This window comes from Methylophilales bacterium, from assembly GCA_019823025.1.
GTDB lineage: Bacteria > Pseudomonadota > Gammaproteobacteria > Burkholderiales > Methylophilaceae > BACL14.
Window position 1 is genome coordinate 916977 of record CP081940.1, and the last position, 19446, is coordinate 936422.

21 protein-coding genes are annotated in these 19446 nt (G+C 34.0%); 16 read left to right on the forward strand and 5 right to left on the reverse strand.

The window, feature by feature from the left end; genetic code table 11:
* Position 1: 1 nt before the first annotated feature.
* The 15 genes from K6112_04890 (at position 2) to K6112_04960 (ending at position 11967) form a co-directional block, all read left to right on the forward strand.
* Positions 2-682 (forward strand): NrdJb, encoded by a 681-nt coding sequence (locus K6112_04890; protein QZP17363.1) that lies wholly within the window; start codon positions 2-4, stop codon positions 680-682.
* Positions 683-747: 65 nt separating this feature from the next.
* Complete coding sequence (locus K6112_04895) at positions 748-1737, forward strand: trypsin-like peptidase domain-containing protein (GenBank protein QZP17364.1); 990 nt, start codon at positions 748-750, stop codon at positions 1735-1737.
* Positions 1730-2554, forward strand: coding sequence for a septal ring lytic transglycosylase RlpA family protein (locus K6112_04900; protein QZP17365.1), 825 nt, complete (start codon positions 1730-1732; stop codon positions 2552-2554). The genes K6112_04895 and K6112_04900 overlap by 8 nt, the downstream gene beginning before the upstream one ends.
* Before the next feature lie 9 nt (positions 2555-2563).
* On the forward strand, positions 2564-2836 hold the full coding sequence (locus tag K6112_04905) for a DUF493 domain-containing protein (protein QZP17366.1): 273 nt from the start codon (positions 2564-2566) through the stop codon (positions 2834-2836).
* The gene (gene lipB / locus K6112_04910; protein ID QZP17367.1) at positions 2837-3451 is read left to right on the forward strand and encodes a lipoyl(octanoyl) transferase LipB; all 615 of its coding nucleotides are present in this window, start codon (positions 2837-2839) and stop codon (positions 3449-3451) included. It abuts the gene before it with no gap.
* Positions 3438-4370 (forward strand): lipoyl synthase, encoded by a 933-nt coding sequence (lipA, locus tag K6112_04915; protein ID QZP17368.1) that lies wholly within the window; start codon positions 3438-3440, stop codon positions 4368-4370. The genes lipB and lipA overlap by 14 nt, the downstream gene beginning before the upstream one ends.
* Complete coding sequence (gshA, locus tag K6112_04920; protein QZP17369.1) at positions 4367-5650, forward strand: glutamate--cysteine ligase; 1284 nt, start codon at positions 4367-4369, stop codon at positions 5648-5650. Before lipA ends, gshA begins: the two co-directional genes overlap by 4 nt.
* Positions 5647-6567 (forward strand): glutathione synthase, encoded by a 921-nt coding sequence (gene gshB, locus K6112_04925; GenBank protein ID QZP17370.1) that lies wholly within the window; start codon positions 5647-5649, stop codon positions 6565-6567. Before gshA ends, gshB begins: the two co-directional genes overlap by 4 nt.
* Before the next feature lie 9 nt (positions 6568-6576).
* On the forward strand, positions 6577-7602 hold the full coding sequence (locus K6112_04930) for an FAD:protein FMN transferase (protein ID QZP17371.1): 1026 nt from the start codon (positions 6577-6579) through the stop codon (positions 7600-7602).
* A 41-nt stretch (positions 7603-7643) separates the two neighbouring features.
* Positions 7644-7796 (forward strand): hypothetical protein, encoded by a 153-nt coding sequence (locus K6112_04935; protein QZP17372.1) that lies wholly within the window; start codon positions 7644-7646, stop codon positions 7794-7796.
* Entirely contained in the window at positions 7797-9053 is a 1257-nt protein-coding gene (gene lysA / locus K6112_04940) for a diaminopimelate decarboxylase (GenBank protein QZP17373.1), read from the forward strand.
* Between the two features lie 7 nt (positions 9054-9060).
* Entirely contained in the window at positions 9061-9993 is a 933-nt protein-coding gene (gene ispH, locus K6112_04945) for a 4-hydroxy-3-methylbut-2-enyl diphosphate reductase (protein ID QZP17374.1), read from the forward strand.
* Positions 9990-10448, forward strand: coding sequence for a dihydroneopterin triphosphate diphosphatase (gene nudB / locus K6112_04950; protein ID QZP17375.1), 459 nt, complete (start codon positions 9990-9992; stop codon positions 10446-10448). The genes ispH and nudB overlap by 4 nt, the downstream gene beginning before the upstream one ends.
* 10 nt (positions 10449-10458) lie before the next feature.
* Positions 10459-11556: a quinolinate synthase NadA gene (nadA, locus tag K6112_04955; protein ID QZP17376.1), complete on the forward strand. Its 1098-nt coding sequence runs from the start codon at positions 10459-10461 to the stop codon at positions 11554-11556.
* Positions 11557-11967 (forward strand): HIT family protein, encoded by a 411-nt coding sequence (locus K6112_04960; protein ID QZP17377.1) that lies wholly within the window; start codon positions 11557-11559, stop codon positions 11965-11967.
* Here the strand turns inward: K6112_04960 and K6112_04965 are convergent.
* Genes K6112_04965 through K6112_04985 form a run of 5 tightly spaced genes read right to left on the reverse strand, consistent with a single transcriptional unit; the run spans position 11959 to position 18411 of the window.
* Complete coding sequence (locus K6112_04965) at positions 11959-12267, reverse strand: (2Fe-2S) ferredoxin domain-containing protein (protein ID QZP17378.1); 309 nt, start codon at positions 12265-12267, stop codon at positions 11959-11961. The two genes, K6112_04960 and K6112_04965, sit on opposite strands and share 9 nt — an antisense overlap.
* Positions 12267-13052, reverse strand: coding sequence for a TonB family protein (locus K6112_04970; protein ID QZP17379.1), 786 nt, complete (start codon positions 13050-13052; stop codon positions 12267-12269). Before K6112_04970 ends, K6112_04965 begins: the two co-directional genes overlap by 1 nt.
* Positions 13042-14400 (reverse strand): UDP-N-acetylmuramate:L-alanyl-gamma-D-glutamyl-meso-diaminopimelate ligase, encoded by a 1359-nt coding sequence (mpl, locus tag K6112_04975; protein ID QZP17380.1) that lies wholly within the window; start codon positions 14398-14400, stop codon positions 13042-13044. Before mpl ends, K6112_04970 begins: the two co-directional genes overlap by 11 nt.
* A 2-nt stretch (positions 14401-14402) precedes the next feature.
* Positions 14403-18161: a methionine synthase gene (gene metH / locus K6112_04980; protein ID QZP17381.1), complete on the reverse strand. Its 3759-nt coding sequence runs from the start codon at positions 18159-18161 to the stop codon at positions 14403-14405.
* A gap of 13 nt (positions 18162-18174) precedes the next feature.
* Positions 18175-18411: an accessory factor UbiK family protein gene (locus K6112_04985; GenBank protein QZP17382.1), complete on the reverse strand. Its 237-nt coding sequence runs from the start codon at positions 18409-18411 to the stop codon at positions 18175-18177.
* A 196-nt stretch (positions 18412-18607) separates the two neighbouring features.
* On the opposite strand from K6112_04985, the gene K6112_04990 reads away from it, so the two are divergent.
* Positions 18608-19417 carry a TorF family putative porin gene (locus tag K6112_04990; protein QZP17383.1) on the forward strand — a complete coding sequence of 270 codons (810 nt, stop codon included), beginning with the start codon at positions 18608-18610 and terminating at the stop codon, positions 19415-19417.
* Positions 19418-19446: the final 29 nt, after the last annotated feature.

Consider the following 19446-nt stretch of genomic DNA (forward strand, 5'->3'; position numbering starts at 1 on the left):
GATGTCAATTAAGATTGAAAAGAAAATCGTAAGCTATTCTGTTGTTGATAAAACAGATGAGCAAAAAGATGAAAAAAAAGAAATACCTGCTGAAGTGGTTCAAATTGGCGAGCCATTAGCAAGGCCAGATAAAATAACAGGCTCAACTTATAAAGTTAAAACTCCCGTAACAGAACATGCTTTATATATAACTATTAACGATGTCATTATGAATGAAGGTACTGACCAAGAACATAGAAGGCCTTTTGAAATATTCGTTAATTCAAAAAATATGGAGCATTTTCAATGGATAGTTGGGCTTACAAGGGTAATGTCAGCTGTATTTCGAAAAGGTGGTGATTTAACATTTTTAATTGAAGAGTTAGAAAGTGTTTTCGATCCCAACGGAGGTTATTATAAAAAAGGTGGTAAATATGTTCCAAGTTTAGTTGCCGAATTAGGCCAAGTTCTTGAAGAGCATCTTAAAAATATTGGTATGCTAAAAGTTACAGAGCCAGAAGCGCATCAGCAACAATTAATCGATGATAAGAAAGCAGAGTATTTAAAAAAAAATCCTGATAAGTTAGATGATTCTGGTTTTCCAAAAGATGCACAGTTATGCAATAAGTGCCAAACAAAAGCAGCTATCATGATGGATGGATGCCTTACTTGTTTAAACTGTGGTGAAAGTAAGTGCGGCTAAAATAACATGAACTAAGGCAGTTGATTTTGTCTACAGCCTATTCAACAAACAGTTATTCAAAACCCATGTTCAAAAAATTATTTCTACTAGGTATGTTATTTCCAGTAACGAGTTTTTCAACGCCAAGTGTTGAAGTATTATTTAATACAAATCCATCTGTCGTAAAAGTTCATGTTGCTAATGATAAAGGAAATCACGGCGTAGGTTCTGGGGTTGTCGTTGCAAAAAATTATATCGTGACTAATTGTCATGTAATTGCAAACTCACAAGGAATACATGTAACCAAATATGGCATAAGCTATTCTCCGGATGCTTTAATAGCAGACTGGAAGAGTGACCTTTGCATTTTGAAATTTAAATTTTTAGAATTAAAACCAGTCACAATGAAAAAGACAGCAGACGTTGAATACGAAACGGATGTTTTTACAAAAAGCTATGGGGGAAATTCGGCAAGACCAGGCTCGTCATTTGGAACTGTAAAGGCTAAGTTTGATTTCGATGGGCATCAGATTATTCAGTCATCAGCTTCCTTTATGTTAGGGGCTAGTGGAGGAGGAATTTTTAATTATCAAGGGGAGCTTTTAGGTATTACTACATTTAAAACACCAGGAAGGTCGGCTTTTTATTACAGTATGCCAGTAGAAATTATTGAAGAAATGTTAACAAAGGGTGAGGAGGTTTCAATTACAACTGCTCCGGAAAGAGCATTTTGGGATCAGCCTGAAGAAGATCAACCGTACTTTATGAGGGTGGTAAGTGCTTTAAATAATAAAGACTGGAACAAGCTTAAAATTATTTCGGAGGACTGGGTTAAGAATGAACCAGAAGCAGACGAGTCAAACTTTCATTTAGGCTTAGCAAATTATCACCAAGAAAATCAGGACGATGCTTATAAATTATTTAAAAAAGTTGTCAGTCAAAATAAAAAACATACACTATCTTATTTATATTTGTATAAAATTGCCAAAGCAAATAACAATCAAATCGAAATGGTTGAATACAAAAAAAATGTTGAACAGCTCGATTCAAATATAAACTTGGAAATGGATGAATAATACAAAAAGCATTGCATTTTTATTAACAGCCCTTTGTCTTGCCGGTTGTCAAACAAATAACGTTGATAACAACAATGAAAAACCGGTAACAGACTCAAAATCAAAAGGGGCTTACTATCTTGATGATGGTCCCGAAGAAGTCATTCCGGAAAATCTCTCGAATATTCCTAATGCGATACCCAAAAAAGAGCCTTTAAATAAGTTCTCAAATCGACCTTATAAGGTTTTTGGTAAAACATATTATCCAATGACGTCTTTAAAGCCATATAAGGCAACGGGTTATGCTACATGGTATGGAAAAAAATATCACGGTAATAAAACATCAATCGGTGAGGTATATGACATGTATAAGATGACGGCAGCCCATAAAACCCTTCCACTTCCCTGCTATGTGAAAGTTACAAACTTAAAAAATGATAAAACAGTGATTGTACGGGTTAACGATAGAGGCCCATTTGTCAAAGATCGTATTATTGATTTGTCTTATGCAGCAGCGAATAGATTAGAAATTATTGAAAAAGGTAGTGAGCTTGTAAAAGTAGAATTAATCGACCTTGATAAAAAAGTTAAAGTAAGCAAGATAAGTAAACAAATATACATACAAGCAGGCTTATTTTCAGATGAGAAAAATGCAAACAACCTCATAAATAAGATTAAAAAATTAGGCACAGTTAAAAATGAAAACATTAAAAAAATTAAGAATGAAGATCAATTTCAAGTATTAATAGGGCCTTTCAAAAACAATCAAAAAGCTGAAATTAAGAAAGATGAGCTATCTGACAATTTTTTTATAAATGGTTTTATTGTAAAAAGATAAAATTAAAAAATGGATGACCCAATCAAAGAACCTCTGATTAACTTCCCTTGTCATTTTGCAATAAAAGTAATAGGTGATGCCGTTGAAGATTTTTCTGATATTGTGCTCAAATCAATAACTAAATTTGATGCCCGTTTTGATAGCTCATGTATTGAAATGAAAGGAAGCAGCGCAGGCAAATACATTAGCCTTACTTGCAATGTCTTTGTCTTATCCCAAAAACAGTTAGATAATATTTACATAGAACTTTCAGGATTAAAAGTCACTAAGTTTGTTTTATAAATGGCTTTGAATATTAAATATTTAGGCTTAACGGATTATAAAACTTGCTGGTTGGCCATGAAAGCTCACATTGAGAATAACCCTCAATCAGATGAAATTTGGGTTACCGAACATAATCCCATATATACGACGGGGCTTAATAAAAAAAATTTTAAATTACCGAACAGCTCAATACCTCACCTTTTTGTGGATCGTGGTGGAAAAATAACGTTCCATGGACCAGGGCAGATTATTTTTTATTTTTTAATAAACTTAGATAAAAACAAGCTTTCAATAAGACGGCTAGTATCTGGTATTGAGCACTCTATTTTAATGTATCTTAAGAATAAAAAAATAATTGGAAAACTAAAAAAAAATGCACCTGGCATTTATGTTGATGAAAAAAAAATTGCTTCCATTGGTTTGAGATTAAAAAAAGGCTACACATACCACGGTTTAAGTTTAAATGTAAATATGAATTTAGATCCCTTCTTAGATATTGATCCCTGTGGTTATAAAGGCTTAAAAATGTCACAATTAGAAGACTATTTGCCAAAGATTAGTCAAAGTGAAGTTGAGAAGGAAGTTTTGGAGCATTTTAAATTTTTTTTTAGGTCATTGAATGAAAAACAATAAGGAATTAGGCAGGGATAAAACATCAAGAATCCCTATTAAAATTGTACCAACAGAGACCCTAAAAAAACCTTCATGGATAAAAATGAAGCTTCCAAAAACTGCGGAGTACATGAGGGTAAAAAATTTACTTAGTGAGCGAGAATTACACAGTGTATGTGAGGAGGCAAGCTGTCCTAATATTGCAGAATGTTATAGCCATGGCACAGCAACATTTATGATCTTAGGAGATTTGTGCACAAGAAGATGCCCTTTTTGCGACGTAACACATGGTAAACCTAAACCACCAGATGATTTAGAGCCATTACATTTGGCAAAAACAATTTCATCACTAAAATTGAAATATGTTGTAATTACAAGTGTCGATAGAGATGATTTAAGAGATGGAGGGGCCTCACATTTTGTTCAGTGTATAGATCAAATAAGAAGGTTAAATCCTAACATTGGCATTGAGATTCTTGTACCAGATTTCAGAGGGCGTTTAGACAAAGCAATAGATATATTATATGAGTCCCCCCCGAACGTTTTTAATCATAATCTTGAGACAATTCCAAGACTCTACAAGCAAGCAAGGCCTGGCTCTGATTATTCACACTCATTAAAATTATTGTCAACATATAAAAGTAAATATCCAAATGTTTCTACAAAGTCCGGTTTAATGCTAGGTCTGGGGGAAACAAACGATGAAATTATAGAAGTTATGCGAGACTTGAGAACTCATAAGGTAGACATGATCACGATAGGGCAATATCTCCAACCAACAGAATTTCACCTACCTGTTGAAAGATATGTCCCCCCAGAAGAATTTGAAAGTTTAAAAACGATAGCTGAAAATTTAGGTTTTAATTCTGTTGCAAGTGGTCCAATGGTGAGGAGTAGTTACCATGCAGATCTTCAGGTGCAAGGTAAGGTCATTGAATGAACCAGCCTCTTAAAATTAATTTAACAGAAGAGTTATTAGAATTAGAAAATTTTATAATACATCGTAGCTGTGATATAGAACAGTGGTTTAGAAGCCAGTGGCTAGAAAATCAAGCACCCTTCTATGGATCAGTTGATCTCAGAAATTCAGGCTTTAAACTAGCACCTGTTGATATGAACTTATTTCCTGGAGGATTTAACAATTTAAATCCAGATTTTTCTCCGCTCGCAATCCAAGCATCATCTGTTGCCATAGAAAAAGTTTGTCCAGAAGCAAAGAGGGTTCTCATAATCCCCGAAAAACATACAAGAAATTTGTTTTATCTAAAAAATCTATACCAACTCAAAGAGATTCTAAAAAATTCTGGACTTGAGGTTAGGATTGGCTCTGTAGATGCAAGTATTTTAGAATCCACGAATATTGATATAGACGAAAATCAGTTTATTACTATTGAGCCTATTTGCAGAAGGGAGGACTTTTTATTTTTAAAAAATAAAGATGGCACTGAATTTATACCCTGTTCAATTATTTTGAATAATGATTTGTCTGGTGGCGTACCTGAAATAATTAAAAATCTTGGACAGCAAATTATTCCACCAATTAATGCTGGCTGGCCCACAAGAAAAAAATCGTCCCATTTTCATTTTTATAGTCAAGTAGCAAAAGAGTTTTCAATATTAACAAACAGTGACCCTTGGTTAATTGATCCATTATCAGAGAAATTAGATAATTTAGATTTTTCAGCTGGTGAAGGAGAAGATAGACTTGAAGAGACTATTGATAGCCTTTTAGATCAGATACAAAAAAAATATAGTGAATATAATATTTCTCAAGATCCATACATAGTTGTCAAAGCTAATGCAGGTACATATGGCATGGGTGTGATGACTGTTAAATCCAGTTCAGAGGCTATCAACCTAAATAGAAAGATGCGAAAGAAAATGTCAGTGATAAAAGAGGGGATGTCAGTATCTGAGGTGCTGGTGCAAGAGGGTATTCACACTGAAGAAACTATTAACGCAGCAGTGGCTGAACCCGTTGTATATATGATTGACCATTTTGTTGTGGGAGGTTTTTACCGCGTCCATACAAGTAAGGGTAAAGATGAAAATTTGAATTCTCCAGGAATGCATTTTGAACCTGTCGCTTTTGAAACCTCATGCCTAATGCCTGATCAAGGAAGGCCCTGCCATGATAAGGCCAACAGATTTTATGCTTATGGCGTTATTGCAAGATTATCAATGCTAGCAGCGTCTAAAGAACTAGCAGAAAGGAAATGATGGCATATCTTTTTATCATCGATCCTATTGAGTCTCTTAATAAAACTAAGGATTCCTCTCTATTATTAATGAAAGAGTGCCTAAGAAGAAATATTGAGGTACATTTCTCTGAAATTAATCAATTTTCAATAGATGAAGGAAACGTAAATATTCATAGTCAGAAAATTTTAAGTTTAGAGAAAGGAATAAAGTATCAGGATACTGAAATGAATTTTAGTTCTTTTTTTAAAAAAATTATTATTAGAAAAGATCCACCATTTGATGATGATTATTTAAATCTTACTTATTTATTAGATCACGCAGTTCAAGAAGGAACAGATATCATCAATAATCCTTCATCAATAAGAAATCATAATGAAAAACTGTCTATTCTTAATTTCCAAGAAATTATTCCACCCACAATCGTTACCTCAACTGCTAGTGATGTAGTCAATTTTCTTAAGATACATGAAAAGATTGTTCTTAAGCCCATTAATGGTATGGCAGGTAATGGAATTTTTGTGATTGATGAATTAGATAAAAACATAAATAGTATTCTTGAAACTAGCACCGTAAATGACACTAAAGTTATGATGGCTCAAAAGTATATTCCAGATATCACTGAGGGGGATAAGCGAATTATTATTATTAAAGGTGAGCCACTTCCTTTTTGTCTTGCACGAATCCCAGACGGTAAAGATTTCAGAGCAAATTTAGCAAAAGGTGGGACGGGCATCGCAAAAAAATTAACAGCTGATGATATTAAAATTGTTAATGTAATCAAAAAGTATTTAGTAAAGAGTAAATTAGATTTTGTCGGAATTGATGTGATTGGAAAATACTTAACAGAAATAAATGTGACAAGTCCAACATGCTTAGTTGAAATAGAAAATCAAACCAATTTTAATAGCGCTGAATTTATAATTGATGCACTTTAAAAAAATCTAATGCAAAGATACGTAAAGTTTTTATTATTTATTATAGTATTTATTCTTATATTAACTATAAGCATGCATGAAAACTTACTATTTCAAAAAAAAGATTATGTCTTTGGTACGATTGTAGATATCAAAATATATGGAGAATCTAAAAAATTAGCTTCAGAAGCCTCAAAAGAAATCTTATCAAACTTCAATAAGCTTCATTATAAGCTCCACCCCTGGCGAGAAGGGGTGATTTTTGAAATTAACGAAGCAATTCAAAATGAAACACCCTTTTTTATAGAAGATGAAGAGGTAATATCTTTGATTCGAAGAGGTCAGGAATATGAAAACCAAACCAATGGCTACTTCAATCCTGCAATTGGAAAACTTGTGAGTTTATGGGGATTTCATTCAGAAGTTCCTCGTAAGGCAATGCCAGATGCTAGATCTATTTCAAAGTTGGTTGAAGCTAAACCTTCTATGGGAAATATAAAAATCATTAATAATATACTCAGTAGTACCAATAAGTTTGTTCAAGTTGATATGGGAGGATACGCCAAAGGTTATGCACTAGACCAAGCTAAAAATATATTGGAGCAATATAATATAAAAAATGCACTTATTAATATTGGAGGAAATATTTTAGCATTAGGTAAGCAGGGTAATAAAGAATGGATAGTAGGTATTCAGGATCCTAGAAATCCAAATTTAATGGCGAGTTTGCCATTAAAGCCAGGTTGGTCAATTGGAACATCCGGTGATTATCAAAAATATTTTGCTGTGAATAAAAAAAGATATTCACATATTATCAATCCTCATTCAGGTTATCCTGTCTCTAACACAATGTCAGTCACAGTATTAATTCCGCCTGGAGATAATTCTGGAGAAAAATCGGATGTTTATTCTAATCCAATATTTATTGAAGAGATCTCTAAAAAAATTGAAATCGCCAATGAATTAGGCGTTAGTCATTATTTGATTGTCTTAGAAAATAACGAGATTTTAATTAGCGAGGAGCTTAATAAGATTATTGTATGGGAAGATAAATAGATGAGAAAAAAATTACTATTTATTAATGATAAAATACGCATATGAAAAAATATTCTTTTTTAATTTGTTTTTATTTTCTTATACTAGTTGGCTGTGGTACGAAAGGAGAGCTTTATATTCCTGAGGAGAAATACCCCCAATCTCAGCTTAATAAATATAAAGATGAAATTACTGATCAAAAACAGCTAGCGTAAATGAAATCTTCAATTTTAATTAATAAAAAAGATAAATTTTTTGTCGAAGACGTTTGTATCGATTCAATTATAGAAAAGTATGCTACCCCAACTTATATTTATTCTAAAAAAAGAATAGTAGATAACTTTAAGAACCTAGAATCTGCGTTTAAAAATGTAGATCACCTTATTTGTTTTGCTGTTAAAGCAAATTCCAATCTTGCAATATTAAATTTACTTGCAAAAAATGGAGCAGGTTTTGATATCGTTTCAGGGGGTGAACTGAGAAGAGTCATTGCGGCTGATGGTGACCCTAAAAAAATTGTTTTCTCTGGCGTAGGTAAAACTTCTGAAGAAATTAAATTAGCTATCGAAAATAATATTCTTGCTTTTAATATTGAATCAGAGGGTGAGCTCACAAAAATTCAAGAAATAGCAAAATCATTAAGTAAACATGCATCTATTTCCATTAGGGTTAACCCTGATGTTAATGCTAATACCCACCCATATATATCAACAGGTCTTAAAGAGAACAAATTTGGCGTAAGTGAAGAATCTGCCTTGAATTTATACAAAAAGGCTAAAACAATGGATTCAATTTTAATAAAAGGAATTGATTGTCATATTGGTTCACAAATAACGGATCTTAAACCATTTGAGGATTCTATAAAAAAGTTAATTGCTTTAATCGATAAATTAGAGGTAGAAGGTATAAAGATTGAACATATGGACATTGGTGGAGGCATCGGAATCAGTTACGAGGATGAAAAAGCTATTCCCTATGATGACTATGCAAAAGCAGTTACCACATTAACTAAAGGAAGGGATTTCAAGATTCTATTAGAACCTGGTAGGGTAATTATGGCAGATGCAGGTGTTATTTTGACTAAAGTAGAATATGTTAAAAAAACCCAAGATAAGAACTTTGCAATTATAGATGCTGCAATGAATGATCTTATGCGACCCTCCTTATATGGTGCATTCCACAAGATAGTCAATACCTCAGAGACAGCTGATAAGGAATCTGTTTTTGACATTGTGGGGCCCATTTGTGAAACAGGTGATTTCATTGGAAAAGATAGAGTCATTAGTATAGAACCTAATAATATTTTAGTTATCATGGATACTGGGGCTTATGCAATGTCAATGAGCTCAAACTATAATACGAGGCCACGGCTATACGAACTGATGATTGATAAAGCCAAAACTCATATTATCAGAGAGAAAGAGACTTTTGATCAGCTTATTAAAGGGGAAAAGGTTCTACCAGAATCCTAATTGCTGAATGAAGAAAGAAATACATATTACATTAGCGGAGCCTAGAGGTTTTTGTGCTGGCGTTGATAGAGCAATTACAATTGTTGATAAAGCGCTTGAAAAATATGGGGCACCTATTTATGTGAGACATGAGGTTGTCCATAACGAGTTTGTCATTGAGAATTTAAAAAGAAAGGGCGCCATTTTTGTTGAGGATATGGAAGATATTCCAAAGGGAAGCCATGTAATTTATAGTGCTCATGGTGTATCGAAATTAGTTAGAAAAAAGGCAAGCGATTTTAATCTCATTCCTATTGATGCAACATGTCCATTGGTCACAAAAGTCCATAAAGAAGTTATCCAACAAAATAAAAAGGGGCACATTATTATTATGATAGGCCACGAAGGCCACCCAGAAGTTGATGGAACAATGGGGCAAGTTGATGATAATGACAAAACCTTCTTAGTACAAAACCTTGGAGATGTAGATAGACTTAGGATTAAAAATACAGAAAAAATTAGCTATGTAACACAAACAACCTTATCAATTGACGAAACAAAAGAGATCATAAATAAATTAAAGGAAAAATATCCTAATATTTCAGGGCCAAATAAAAGTGATATCTGTTACGCAACGCAAAATCGTCAAGATGCAATTAAATCATTAATAAAAGATAAAGAGCTGATTATTGTTGTGGGATCTTCAAATAGCTCAAATTCTTCTAGATTAGCTGAACTTGCAAAACAAGAAGGAGTTGAATCAGTACTTGTTGGTAATATAGAAAACTTTGATTTATCTATATTATTGAATAAAAAAAAGATTGGAATTACTGCAGGAGCCTCGGCACCAGAAATTTTAGTTAAAAATCTTATAAAAAAGATAAAGAGAAACTACGATGTTTTGATTGATGAAATGAACGGGATCGAAGAAAACATTATATTTAAATTACCTAATATTTGAAAACTCGTAAATATAAAATACCTGTATCGTCCTTAATTGTAATTTATACAAAAAAGAATGACATTTTACTGCTAAGTCGAGCTGACAAAAAAGATTACTGGCAGTCTGTGACAGGAAGCCTAGAACCTGAGGAATCGCCTTATGAAGCTGCTCGAAGAGAAGTTTTTGAAGAGACTGGGATAAACCCAAATCAATATGCTTTACAAGACTGGAACCTTAACCATGAGTATGAAATTTTCACTCATTGGAGACATCGTTACCCACCCAATGTTTCTAAGAACACGGAGCATATTTTTGGTATGGAACTTCCAAGAAAGATTGATATCACAATAGCACCAAGAGAACATCTGGAATATGAATGGGTTGGTATTGAAGAAGCTAAGTCCAAAGTGTTTTCTTGGACGAACCGTAAAGCATTAGAAAAATTATGCGAAATCAAATCAATTGTAAGTTAAAATTTATCCAATGAATATATCTACTATTAACTTCGATTCTTTTCAAAAATTAAAAGATGAAGATTGCCAGGAAAGAATTATTAAGGCAAAAAAAATATTAGGTAAAGATCTACTTATCCTTGGCCACCATTATCAAAACGAAGCAGTATACCGGCACGCTGACTTTGCTGGGGACTCCTTAAAATTAGCACAGCATGTTCAAAATGTGGAAGCAAAATACATTGTATTTTTAGGCGTTCATTTTATGGCAGAAGTCTCAGATATTTTATCAAGGGACAATCAAACTACTATACTTCCAGATTTGTCCGCTGGTTGTTCGATGGCTGATATGGCCAACCTAGCTAAGGTTGAAAGGACGTATAGGGAGATTTCAAAGGTGTTAGACTTTGATGAAAAAATTACCCCTGTGACATATATTAATTCAGCAGCGGATCTTAAAGCCTTTTGTGGTGAACATCAGGGCATTGTTTGTACGTCAACAAATGCACCTAAAATTTTAAATTGGGCTTTTAAGCAAAAAGAGAAAGCACTCTTCTTTCCAGATCAAAATTTAGGCAGATGGACGGGATATAAGATGGGTATACCTCTTGATAAGATGCCAGTTTGGGATCCAGATCTTCCATTAGGAGGACTTACAGAAAAACAAATTATAGATTCTAAAATTTTATTGTGGAAAGGTCATTGTGCTGTCCATCAAATGTTCAGAGTGGAGAGTATCGAAGATTTTAAAAAAAACTATCCCAATGGAAATGTTATTTCACATCCAGAGGCTCCATTTGATGTGTGTAAAAATTCAGATTTAGTAGGTTCGACGGAATTTATTCTTCGTACTATAGAAAATGCAAACCCTGGAACTGAGTGGTTAGTTGGAACAGAGCTTAATTTAGTCAATCGCCTTGCAAAAGAAATGAAGGCTGAAGGTAAGCTTGTGAAATTTATGTCACATGTCATTTGTGAGTGCTCAACTATGGCAAGAATTGATCCTCAACATCTAGCATGGACGTTAGAAAGTCTTATCGAAGAAAATCCTGTCAACATAATTAAGGTTCCCCAAAAAGAGGCTGATTTAGCAAGACTTACCCTTGATAAAATGCTCGAGGTTTCATAATTGGATAAATGTGAACTGTGCCAACCTCCAGTTTATCCAATTGTTTGGAAAAATAGTAAATTCAGGATCATTGAAATAGATGATCCATCATACTCTGCATATTATCGGGTAGAGCATATTCAACATATCAAGGAAATGACTGATCTCGATGAGAGCGAAAGAGATGAATTAATGAAGCTCGTATTTATTGTGGAGTCAGCAATTAAAATTTACTATAAGCCTGATAAAATTAATTTAGCTTCTCTTGGAAATTTAACACCACATGTTCATTGGCACGTAATCCCAAGATTTTACGATGATAATCATTTTCCAGGCACTATTTGGTCGGAGCAAAAAAAATTTAAAAAAACGAAGATATCAAGTCAGGTAAGAAAAAATATAAATAGCTTTATCATAAAAAATCTAAATTAATAAACGTGTCACTTTTCTCCCATGAGTAATATGCTCATTGATGATTTCGTCAATATCTTCATTATCAACATATCGATACCATGTTTCTTCAGGATATATAACTAATAACGGACCTTCCTTACATCTGTTTAAACATCCAGCTCGGTTAACTCTTGATAGATTAATCCCGTATAAATCTAACGATTTAAGTTTATGCTTCATATAATTGAAACAGTCGCTAGCGCTATAATTATTGCAACATTGTTCCCCATCATTCCTTTGATTAAGACAAAAGAAGATGTGATATTTATAATAAGACATTATTCAGCCGTAGAAAAATTTTGATCTTCAATAAACTTCCAGATTCTTGTGATATTAACTTGATCAACTTCTCTTTTCATTTGCTCACTGAAAGGAGCATAAGGTGAACCATTTTTCACTATATCTGCAGCCGCAATATCTAAATCTTCATTTCCAGAACTTTTTATGATGGCAATATTATGAACTAAACCATCCGAATTAATAGTGACCTTCATTACCAAGTTACTAAAGCTATTATTTATTTTTGCAGCCTCAGGGTAGTTCATAGATCCCATTCGCTCGACTTTTTTCTTCCAAGCTTCAAAGTATAAACGATAAATATATTCTGGAGACTTAGCGGATATATTTTTAATTCTTAAATTTTCATTTTGTGTTTGTGGTTTAACATTGAAATCTAATTGACTTAAATTAGATAAAATCTTTTCTTTATCAATTGGTTTTTTTTGAGCTTCTACCTCTTCATTTTGAATGCTCTTTGAATTTGTAGATAAATCATCCTCGATTACCTGTTTGACTTCTTTGTCTTTTTTTACGGGGGTCTTGTTTAATAATTTTTTTTCAAAGCCATCCGTTTTTATTGGTTTTTGCGCTTTAGTCTGGTTTATAGGCGTTTCTATTTTTTGGGTAACGAAAATTTCTAATTCATTTGATTGATTATTATTTTTGGATATAAAAAGCTGTTTAAAATTAAAATTTGTAAAAAATACAAGGTGAAGAATCAATGAAATAATGATGGCTACTGTTATTTTAAGGGGCGTAAATTTTATGCTACTGTCATTCTTCATTTTCAAATAAATTTAAACATTTGTTTTGAATTCCTGCAAATCCACCATTGCTCATGAATACAATTTGATCATTTGCTTTTTTTTCTTCAATGATACTATCTAAAATCCATTGCGTACTATTTGAAACTCTTACTTTTTGATCATTTTTAAACAACTCGGACGGATCCCAATCTAAATTATTTTTATAGCAATAGATCATATCGGCTGACGTAAGACTGTCTCGTAAATCTTTCTTCATACTTCCTAGCTTCATGGTATTTGATCTTGGCTCAATTACAGCAATAATTCGACCTTTTTGCATTTTTTTCATTCCATCCAATGTGCTTTTGATAGCAGATGGATGATGCGCAAAATCATCATAAACTTTAATATTATTCTTGTATTCACCAATTTTTTCCATTCTCCTTTTAACGCCTTTAAATGAGTTTAAAGCTTCAATAGATTTGGAAATAGGGATGTCAATATGATTAGCTGCTGCAATTGCAGCCAATGCATTTGAAGCATTATGGTCACCTATTAATTCCCAATCGAGTAATCCTTGTTTTTTATTCTTATATAAAATATCAATAGAATTTTTATTATCAACCCATTGATATGACCATCCCTTATCATTATTAAAAAATTCTAACTCAGACCAAATACCCAATTTAATGACTGAATCGAGCGCCTTACTCTGTGCATTTGAAATTACACGACCATTTTCAGGAATTATTCTAACTAGATGGTGAAAATGCTTCTTTATATGATCTAGATCGTCAAAAATATCTGCGTGATCAAATTCCAAATTGTTCATAACAAGTGTACGAGGATGATAATGAATAAACTTGGAACGTTTATCAAAGAAAGCTGTGTCATATTCATCTGCTTCGATTATAAAAAAATTTGACTTTTTATTTTCTATAAATCTAGAAGAGGACTTTAAGTTTGTTGGAATCCCACCAATCAAGTAACTCGGGCCGAACCCAGCATATTCAAAAATCCATGTGAGCATAGCTGTTGTAGTTGTTTTGCCATGTGTACCTGCGACAGCTATAACCCATTTTTCATGAAGAATATTTTCATATAGCCATTGGGGACCTGATTGGAATGCAAGACCCTCATTTAATATAGTTTCCATAAGAGGGTTACCTCTTTTGACAATATTGCCAACTATATAAGTATCTGGGTTGAGTTCTACTTGAGAAGGATTAAATCCTTCAATGATTTCAATTCCCTGCCCCTCTAGTTGGGTTGACATGGGTGGATATACGTTTTGATCACACCCAGTAACCTTAAAGCCTTTTGATTTTGCGAGAGAGGCTATCCCTGCCATAAATGTTCCACATATACCTAATATATGAATGTGCATATTTATTTAAGACTCGATGCAAGCCATTTTTTTAATTGTTCTTTAGATATAGATCTTCTTTTAGCCATGTCATTAATTTGATCTTCATCAATCTTATCAACACTAAAATATTTCGCTTCTGGGTGCGCAAAGTAAAAACCACTAACTGAGGAAGCCGGCATCATTGACATCCCCTCTGTTAGTTCCATACCTATCTCTTTTGCCCGAAGCAATGCAAATATATCATTCTTAACTGTATGTTCAGGACAAGCTGGATAGCCTGGAGCTGGCCTTATTCCTTGATATTTTTCTTTTATCATTGCTTCATTGCTCAGTTTTTCTTTTTGATATCCCCATAGATCTTGGCGAACTCTATCATGCATATACTCTGCAAAAGCTTCAGCCAATCTATCTGTGATGGCTTTGACCATGATGCTGCTGTAATCATCTTCAGCCTTCATAAACATATCCTCATAGATATCAGCATTTATGCCTGAAGTAACAGCAAAGAGACCTATGTAATCTGTGACATTATTTTCTTTTGGCGAAATAAAATCTGCTAAACACAGATTGGGTTTTTGAGTACCTTTAATTACAGGTTTTTCTGTTTGCTGCCTTAAGCAATAATAGGTAAAAGCTAATTCCATGGATTCATCTTTAAATATTTCAATATCATCATCATTGATAGAATTGGCAGGGTAAAAACCAACAACACCGTTTGCTTTTAATTTTTTTTCGTTAATAAGTTTATTTAACATTTTTTGTGCTTCTTTAAACAGATCAGAGGCACTTTTACCAACTACTTTGTCTGAGAGAATATCAGGATATTTTCCATGAAGGTCCCAGGTTTGGAAAAAAGGAGACCAATCTATATATTCTTTTATTAAATTAAGATCAATGTTTTTAAAGACTCTTCTACCGACAAATTTTGGTTTCTTCGGATTAAACTCAAGGTCTAATTTATTTTTTCGTGCGTCATCAATAGATATGAATGTTGCTCCCTTTTTCTTTGAGTGCAATTGTCGAACGTTTTCATAGTCTTTAGATAAATTGACGATGTATTCCATTTTTTGTTTTGGATCCATCAAAGATTGCATCACGGATACTGATCGAGATGCATCAGAAACATGCACAACAGGTCCATCATAATGTTCAGATATTTTTACGGCTGTATGGGCACGGGATGTCGTTGCCCCACCAATGAGCAAAGGAATGTTATTTTCTTTGAAATACGAATCACGTTGCATCTCACTGGCTACATTAGACATTTCTTCTAAAGAAGGTGTAATTAAGCCGGATAAACCAATAATGTCTACGTTTTCCTCTTTTGCTTTTGCAAGTATTTCAGCAGCGGGAACCATTACACCCATGTTAACTACTTCAAAGTTATTACATTGCAATACGACCGACACGATATTTTTCCCGATATCATGGACATCACCCTTTACGGTTGCAATTAGCATTTTTCCTTTAGGCTTTGCTTTAATACCTGTTCTTTTTTCATCCTCTTCTTTTTCTTTCTCAATAAATGGAACAAGATGGGCAACAGCCTGTTTCATTACTCTTGCTGATTTTACAACTTGAGGCAGGAACATTTTGCCTTGACCAAATAGATCACCTACAACATTCATTCCATCCATAAGGGGACCTTCAATGACATTGATGGGTCTGCCACCTTCGCTATTCATAATTTTAAGTCGGGCTTCTTCAGTATCCTCGACTATAAAGTCTGTCACGCCATGCACTAATGCATACTCAATTTTTTTCTCAATGGGTAGCGGATTTTCATCGTTCCCTCTCCAATTAAGTTTTAATTCTTCTTTTTTACTGCCTTTAAGTGTGCCGGCCATATCAATCATTCTTTCAGTAGCATCTGGCCTACGATTTAAAATGACGTCTTCAACAGCCTCTTTTAGTTCTTTACTGAGGTCATCATAAAGTCCAATCATTCCAGCATTTACAATTCCCATCGTTAAACCTGCTTTTATTGCATGATGCAAGAAAACGGTATGTATGGCTTCTCTTGCTTGATCGTTTCCACGAAAGCTAAAACTAACATTTGATACACCGCCTGAAATTTTAGCGTATGGAAGATTTTCCTTGATCCATTTAGTGGCGTTAATAAAATCTACAGCATAATTATTGTGTTCCTCAATACCAGTTGCCACAGCAAAGATATTCGGATCAAAAATAATATCCTCAGGCGGAAAGTCCAACTTTTGGGTGAGGATATCGTAAGCACGCTTGCATATTTCAATTTTACGTTCATAGGTATCAGCTTGACCTTGCTCGTCAAAGGCCATGACTATAATTGCAGCACCAAAATTTCTACACAATTGAGCGTGTTTTAAAAATTCTTCCTCTCCTTCTTTAATAGAGATTGAGTTGACGATAGCTTTACCTTGAACACACTTCAAACCAGCTTCAATGACCTCCCATTTCGATGAGTCAATCATTATGGGAATACGAGCAATATCGGGTTCAGAGGCAATTAAATTTAGGAAATATTTCATGGCATTAAGTGAGTCAAGCATGCCTTCATCCATATTTATGTCTATAACTTGAGCGCCATTTTCAACTTGTTGCCTTGCAACGGATACTGCTTCCTCAAATTTTTCTTCGATAATTAGTCGAGCAAAAGCTTTAGAGCCCGTAACATTAGTTCTTTCACCAACATTAATAAACAGGGTATCTTCTTTTATACTCAATGGCTCAAGTCCAGCAAGCCTAGTGAATACTTCTTGTGTTGGAAGTTTTCGAGGTTGTACATTTTCTAACTGATTAGCAATTGCTTTGATATGATCCGGTGTTGTTCCACAACAACCACCAGCAATATTCACAAATCCACTATCAGCAAATTCTTTTAAAAGTTCTGAGGTGTCATGTGGCTTTTCATCAAAACCTGTATCTGACATTGGGTTTGGAAGCCCTGCATTTGGATAGATACATATATTGGTATCTGCAATCCTTGATAGTTCTTCAGCATAAGGTCGCATAAGAGCTGCACCCAATGCACAATTTAATCCTATCGTTAATGGTTTTGCATGCCTTATAGAGTTCCAAAATGCACTAACCGTTTGTCCAGATAATATTCTGCCCGAAGCATCAGTCACAGTTCCAGAAATCATAAGAGGTAATTTTTTAGAATTTTCTTCAAACACATGGTCAATGGCAAATAAGGCAGCTTTACAATTTAATGTATCAAAGACTGTCTCAACTAAAATAATATCAACACCACCCTCAATAAGAGATTTTGTTTGCTCCTTATAAGATGCTACTAGTTGGTCAAAATCGACATTTCGTGCACCTGGATCATTGACGTCAGGTGATATCGATGCTGTTTTAGGCGTTGGCCCAATTGCCCCTGCGACAAACCTAGGTTTTTCAGGCGTGCTAATTTTTTTTGTTGCTTCTTTTGCAAGTCTGGCTGATTCAAAATTCATCTCATAAATCAGGTGGGGCATATAGTAATCATCTTGTGCAATGCTATTAGCTCCAAATGTATTCGTTTCTATGATATCTGCACCAGCATCGAGATAATCTTCATGGATTTTCTTTATTATTTGCGGTTGTGTCAGGCTAAGTAGTTCGTTGTTGCCTTTTAAGAAAAGCTCTCGTTCCCCTTTAGGGGCAGAAAAATTGATGAATTTTCCATCTTTGCCACCTCGGTAATCATCCTCTGTCAAGTTATGTTGTTGGATCATCGTGCCCGTAGCACCATCCATAATCATAATTCGATTACTAAGGATTTCATTTAATTCAGCTTCTATTTCAGATGACAAATTTTTTTTCCCTTTACTTTATATTCTTTTCAATTTTAGATAATTGTTCTTCTAGCCTCTCAAGTTTTTCGCGTGTTTTCTTGAGAACGCCGGTTTGTACATCAAATTCTTCCCTGGTAATAAGGTCCATTTTGGTGAACATGCTCTTTAATAGTGCATTTATATTATCCTCAATGTCACTTATTGGTGAATCAGAAATAATATTTTTAATTTTTTGTGAAATTTCTTGAATTGTTTCTTTATCTACCATATATTCTTTCCGTAAAACGTTGATTTTAACAGGTTTTTTATATTTTATTGTTAATCAATTAATTTAATTTATTCCCCAAATTAGATTAAAAAAAACAAAAAAATTTAGAAAATAACAAAGTTGGCACGGTTTTTGCTTTACATATAAGTGTACGCAAACAAAAGGCGTCAACGATATTTTAAAAGGAGAAAGTAGTATGAACAAGAAATTAATTAAAGCAGCTGTTATAGGAGCATTATTTTCAGTTGCACCAATGAGCTTTGCGGCTGATGAGGTAGAAGATGTTAAAGCACCTTCGATGCTTGATGATTTTAGTTTTAGTGGAAATGTAGGCTTATATTCAGATTATATATTCCGTGGCTACACTCAGACACAAAATGAGCCTGCAATTCAAGGTGGATTTGATGTGGAACATTCAAGTGGTTTATATGCGGGTACTTGGGCATCCAATGTAGATTGGACGACTGCAGGTGGTTATATGGATAAAAACAGTATTGAGATTGATGTTTACGCAGGCTGGGCAACCGATCTTGGTTTTTGGGGTTTAGGTTTTGATATTGGTGTTCTTCAGTTTTATTATCCAGGCAATAATACAGAAGGTGTGGCTGATACTGACGCCACAGAGGTTTATTTTGGATTTAGTAAAGACTGGTTGGATGGAGCATTTTCAACAAGTGTTACGAACTATGTTGTAGTTTCTGATGAGGCATGGGGCTTTGCGAATATGGATGGTGAAATGTACCACGACCTTACCGTTGATGTTCCAATTGGTTCTTCACCGCTAACATTATCAGGTCATGTTGGACACCAAACTTTTGGTGGGCAAGGTGATGGTTATGATTGGGACTATACAGACTGGAAGGTGAATGTAGATTATGCGATTAATGATAATTTTTCAGCAGGTGCATTCTATACAGACACTGACCAAGACAAAGCTGCTTGGACAGTAGGTACTACTTATCTTGGTGATTCTACGGTTGGAGCTTACTTAAGCGCAGGATTCTAAATTGAATATAAAGGTGTAGTCGTAAACCC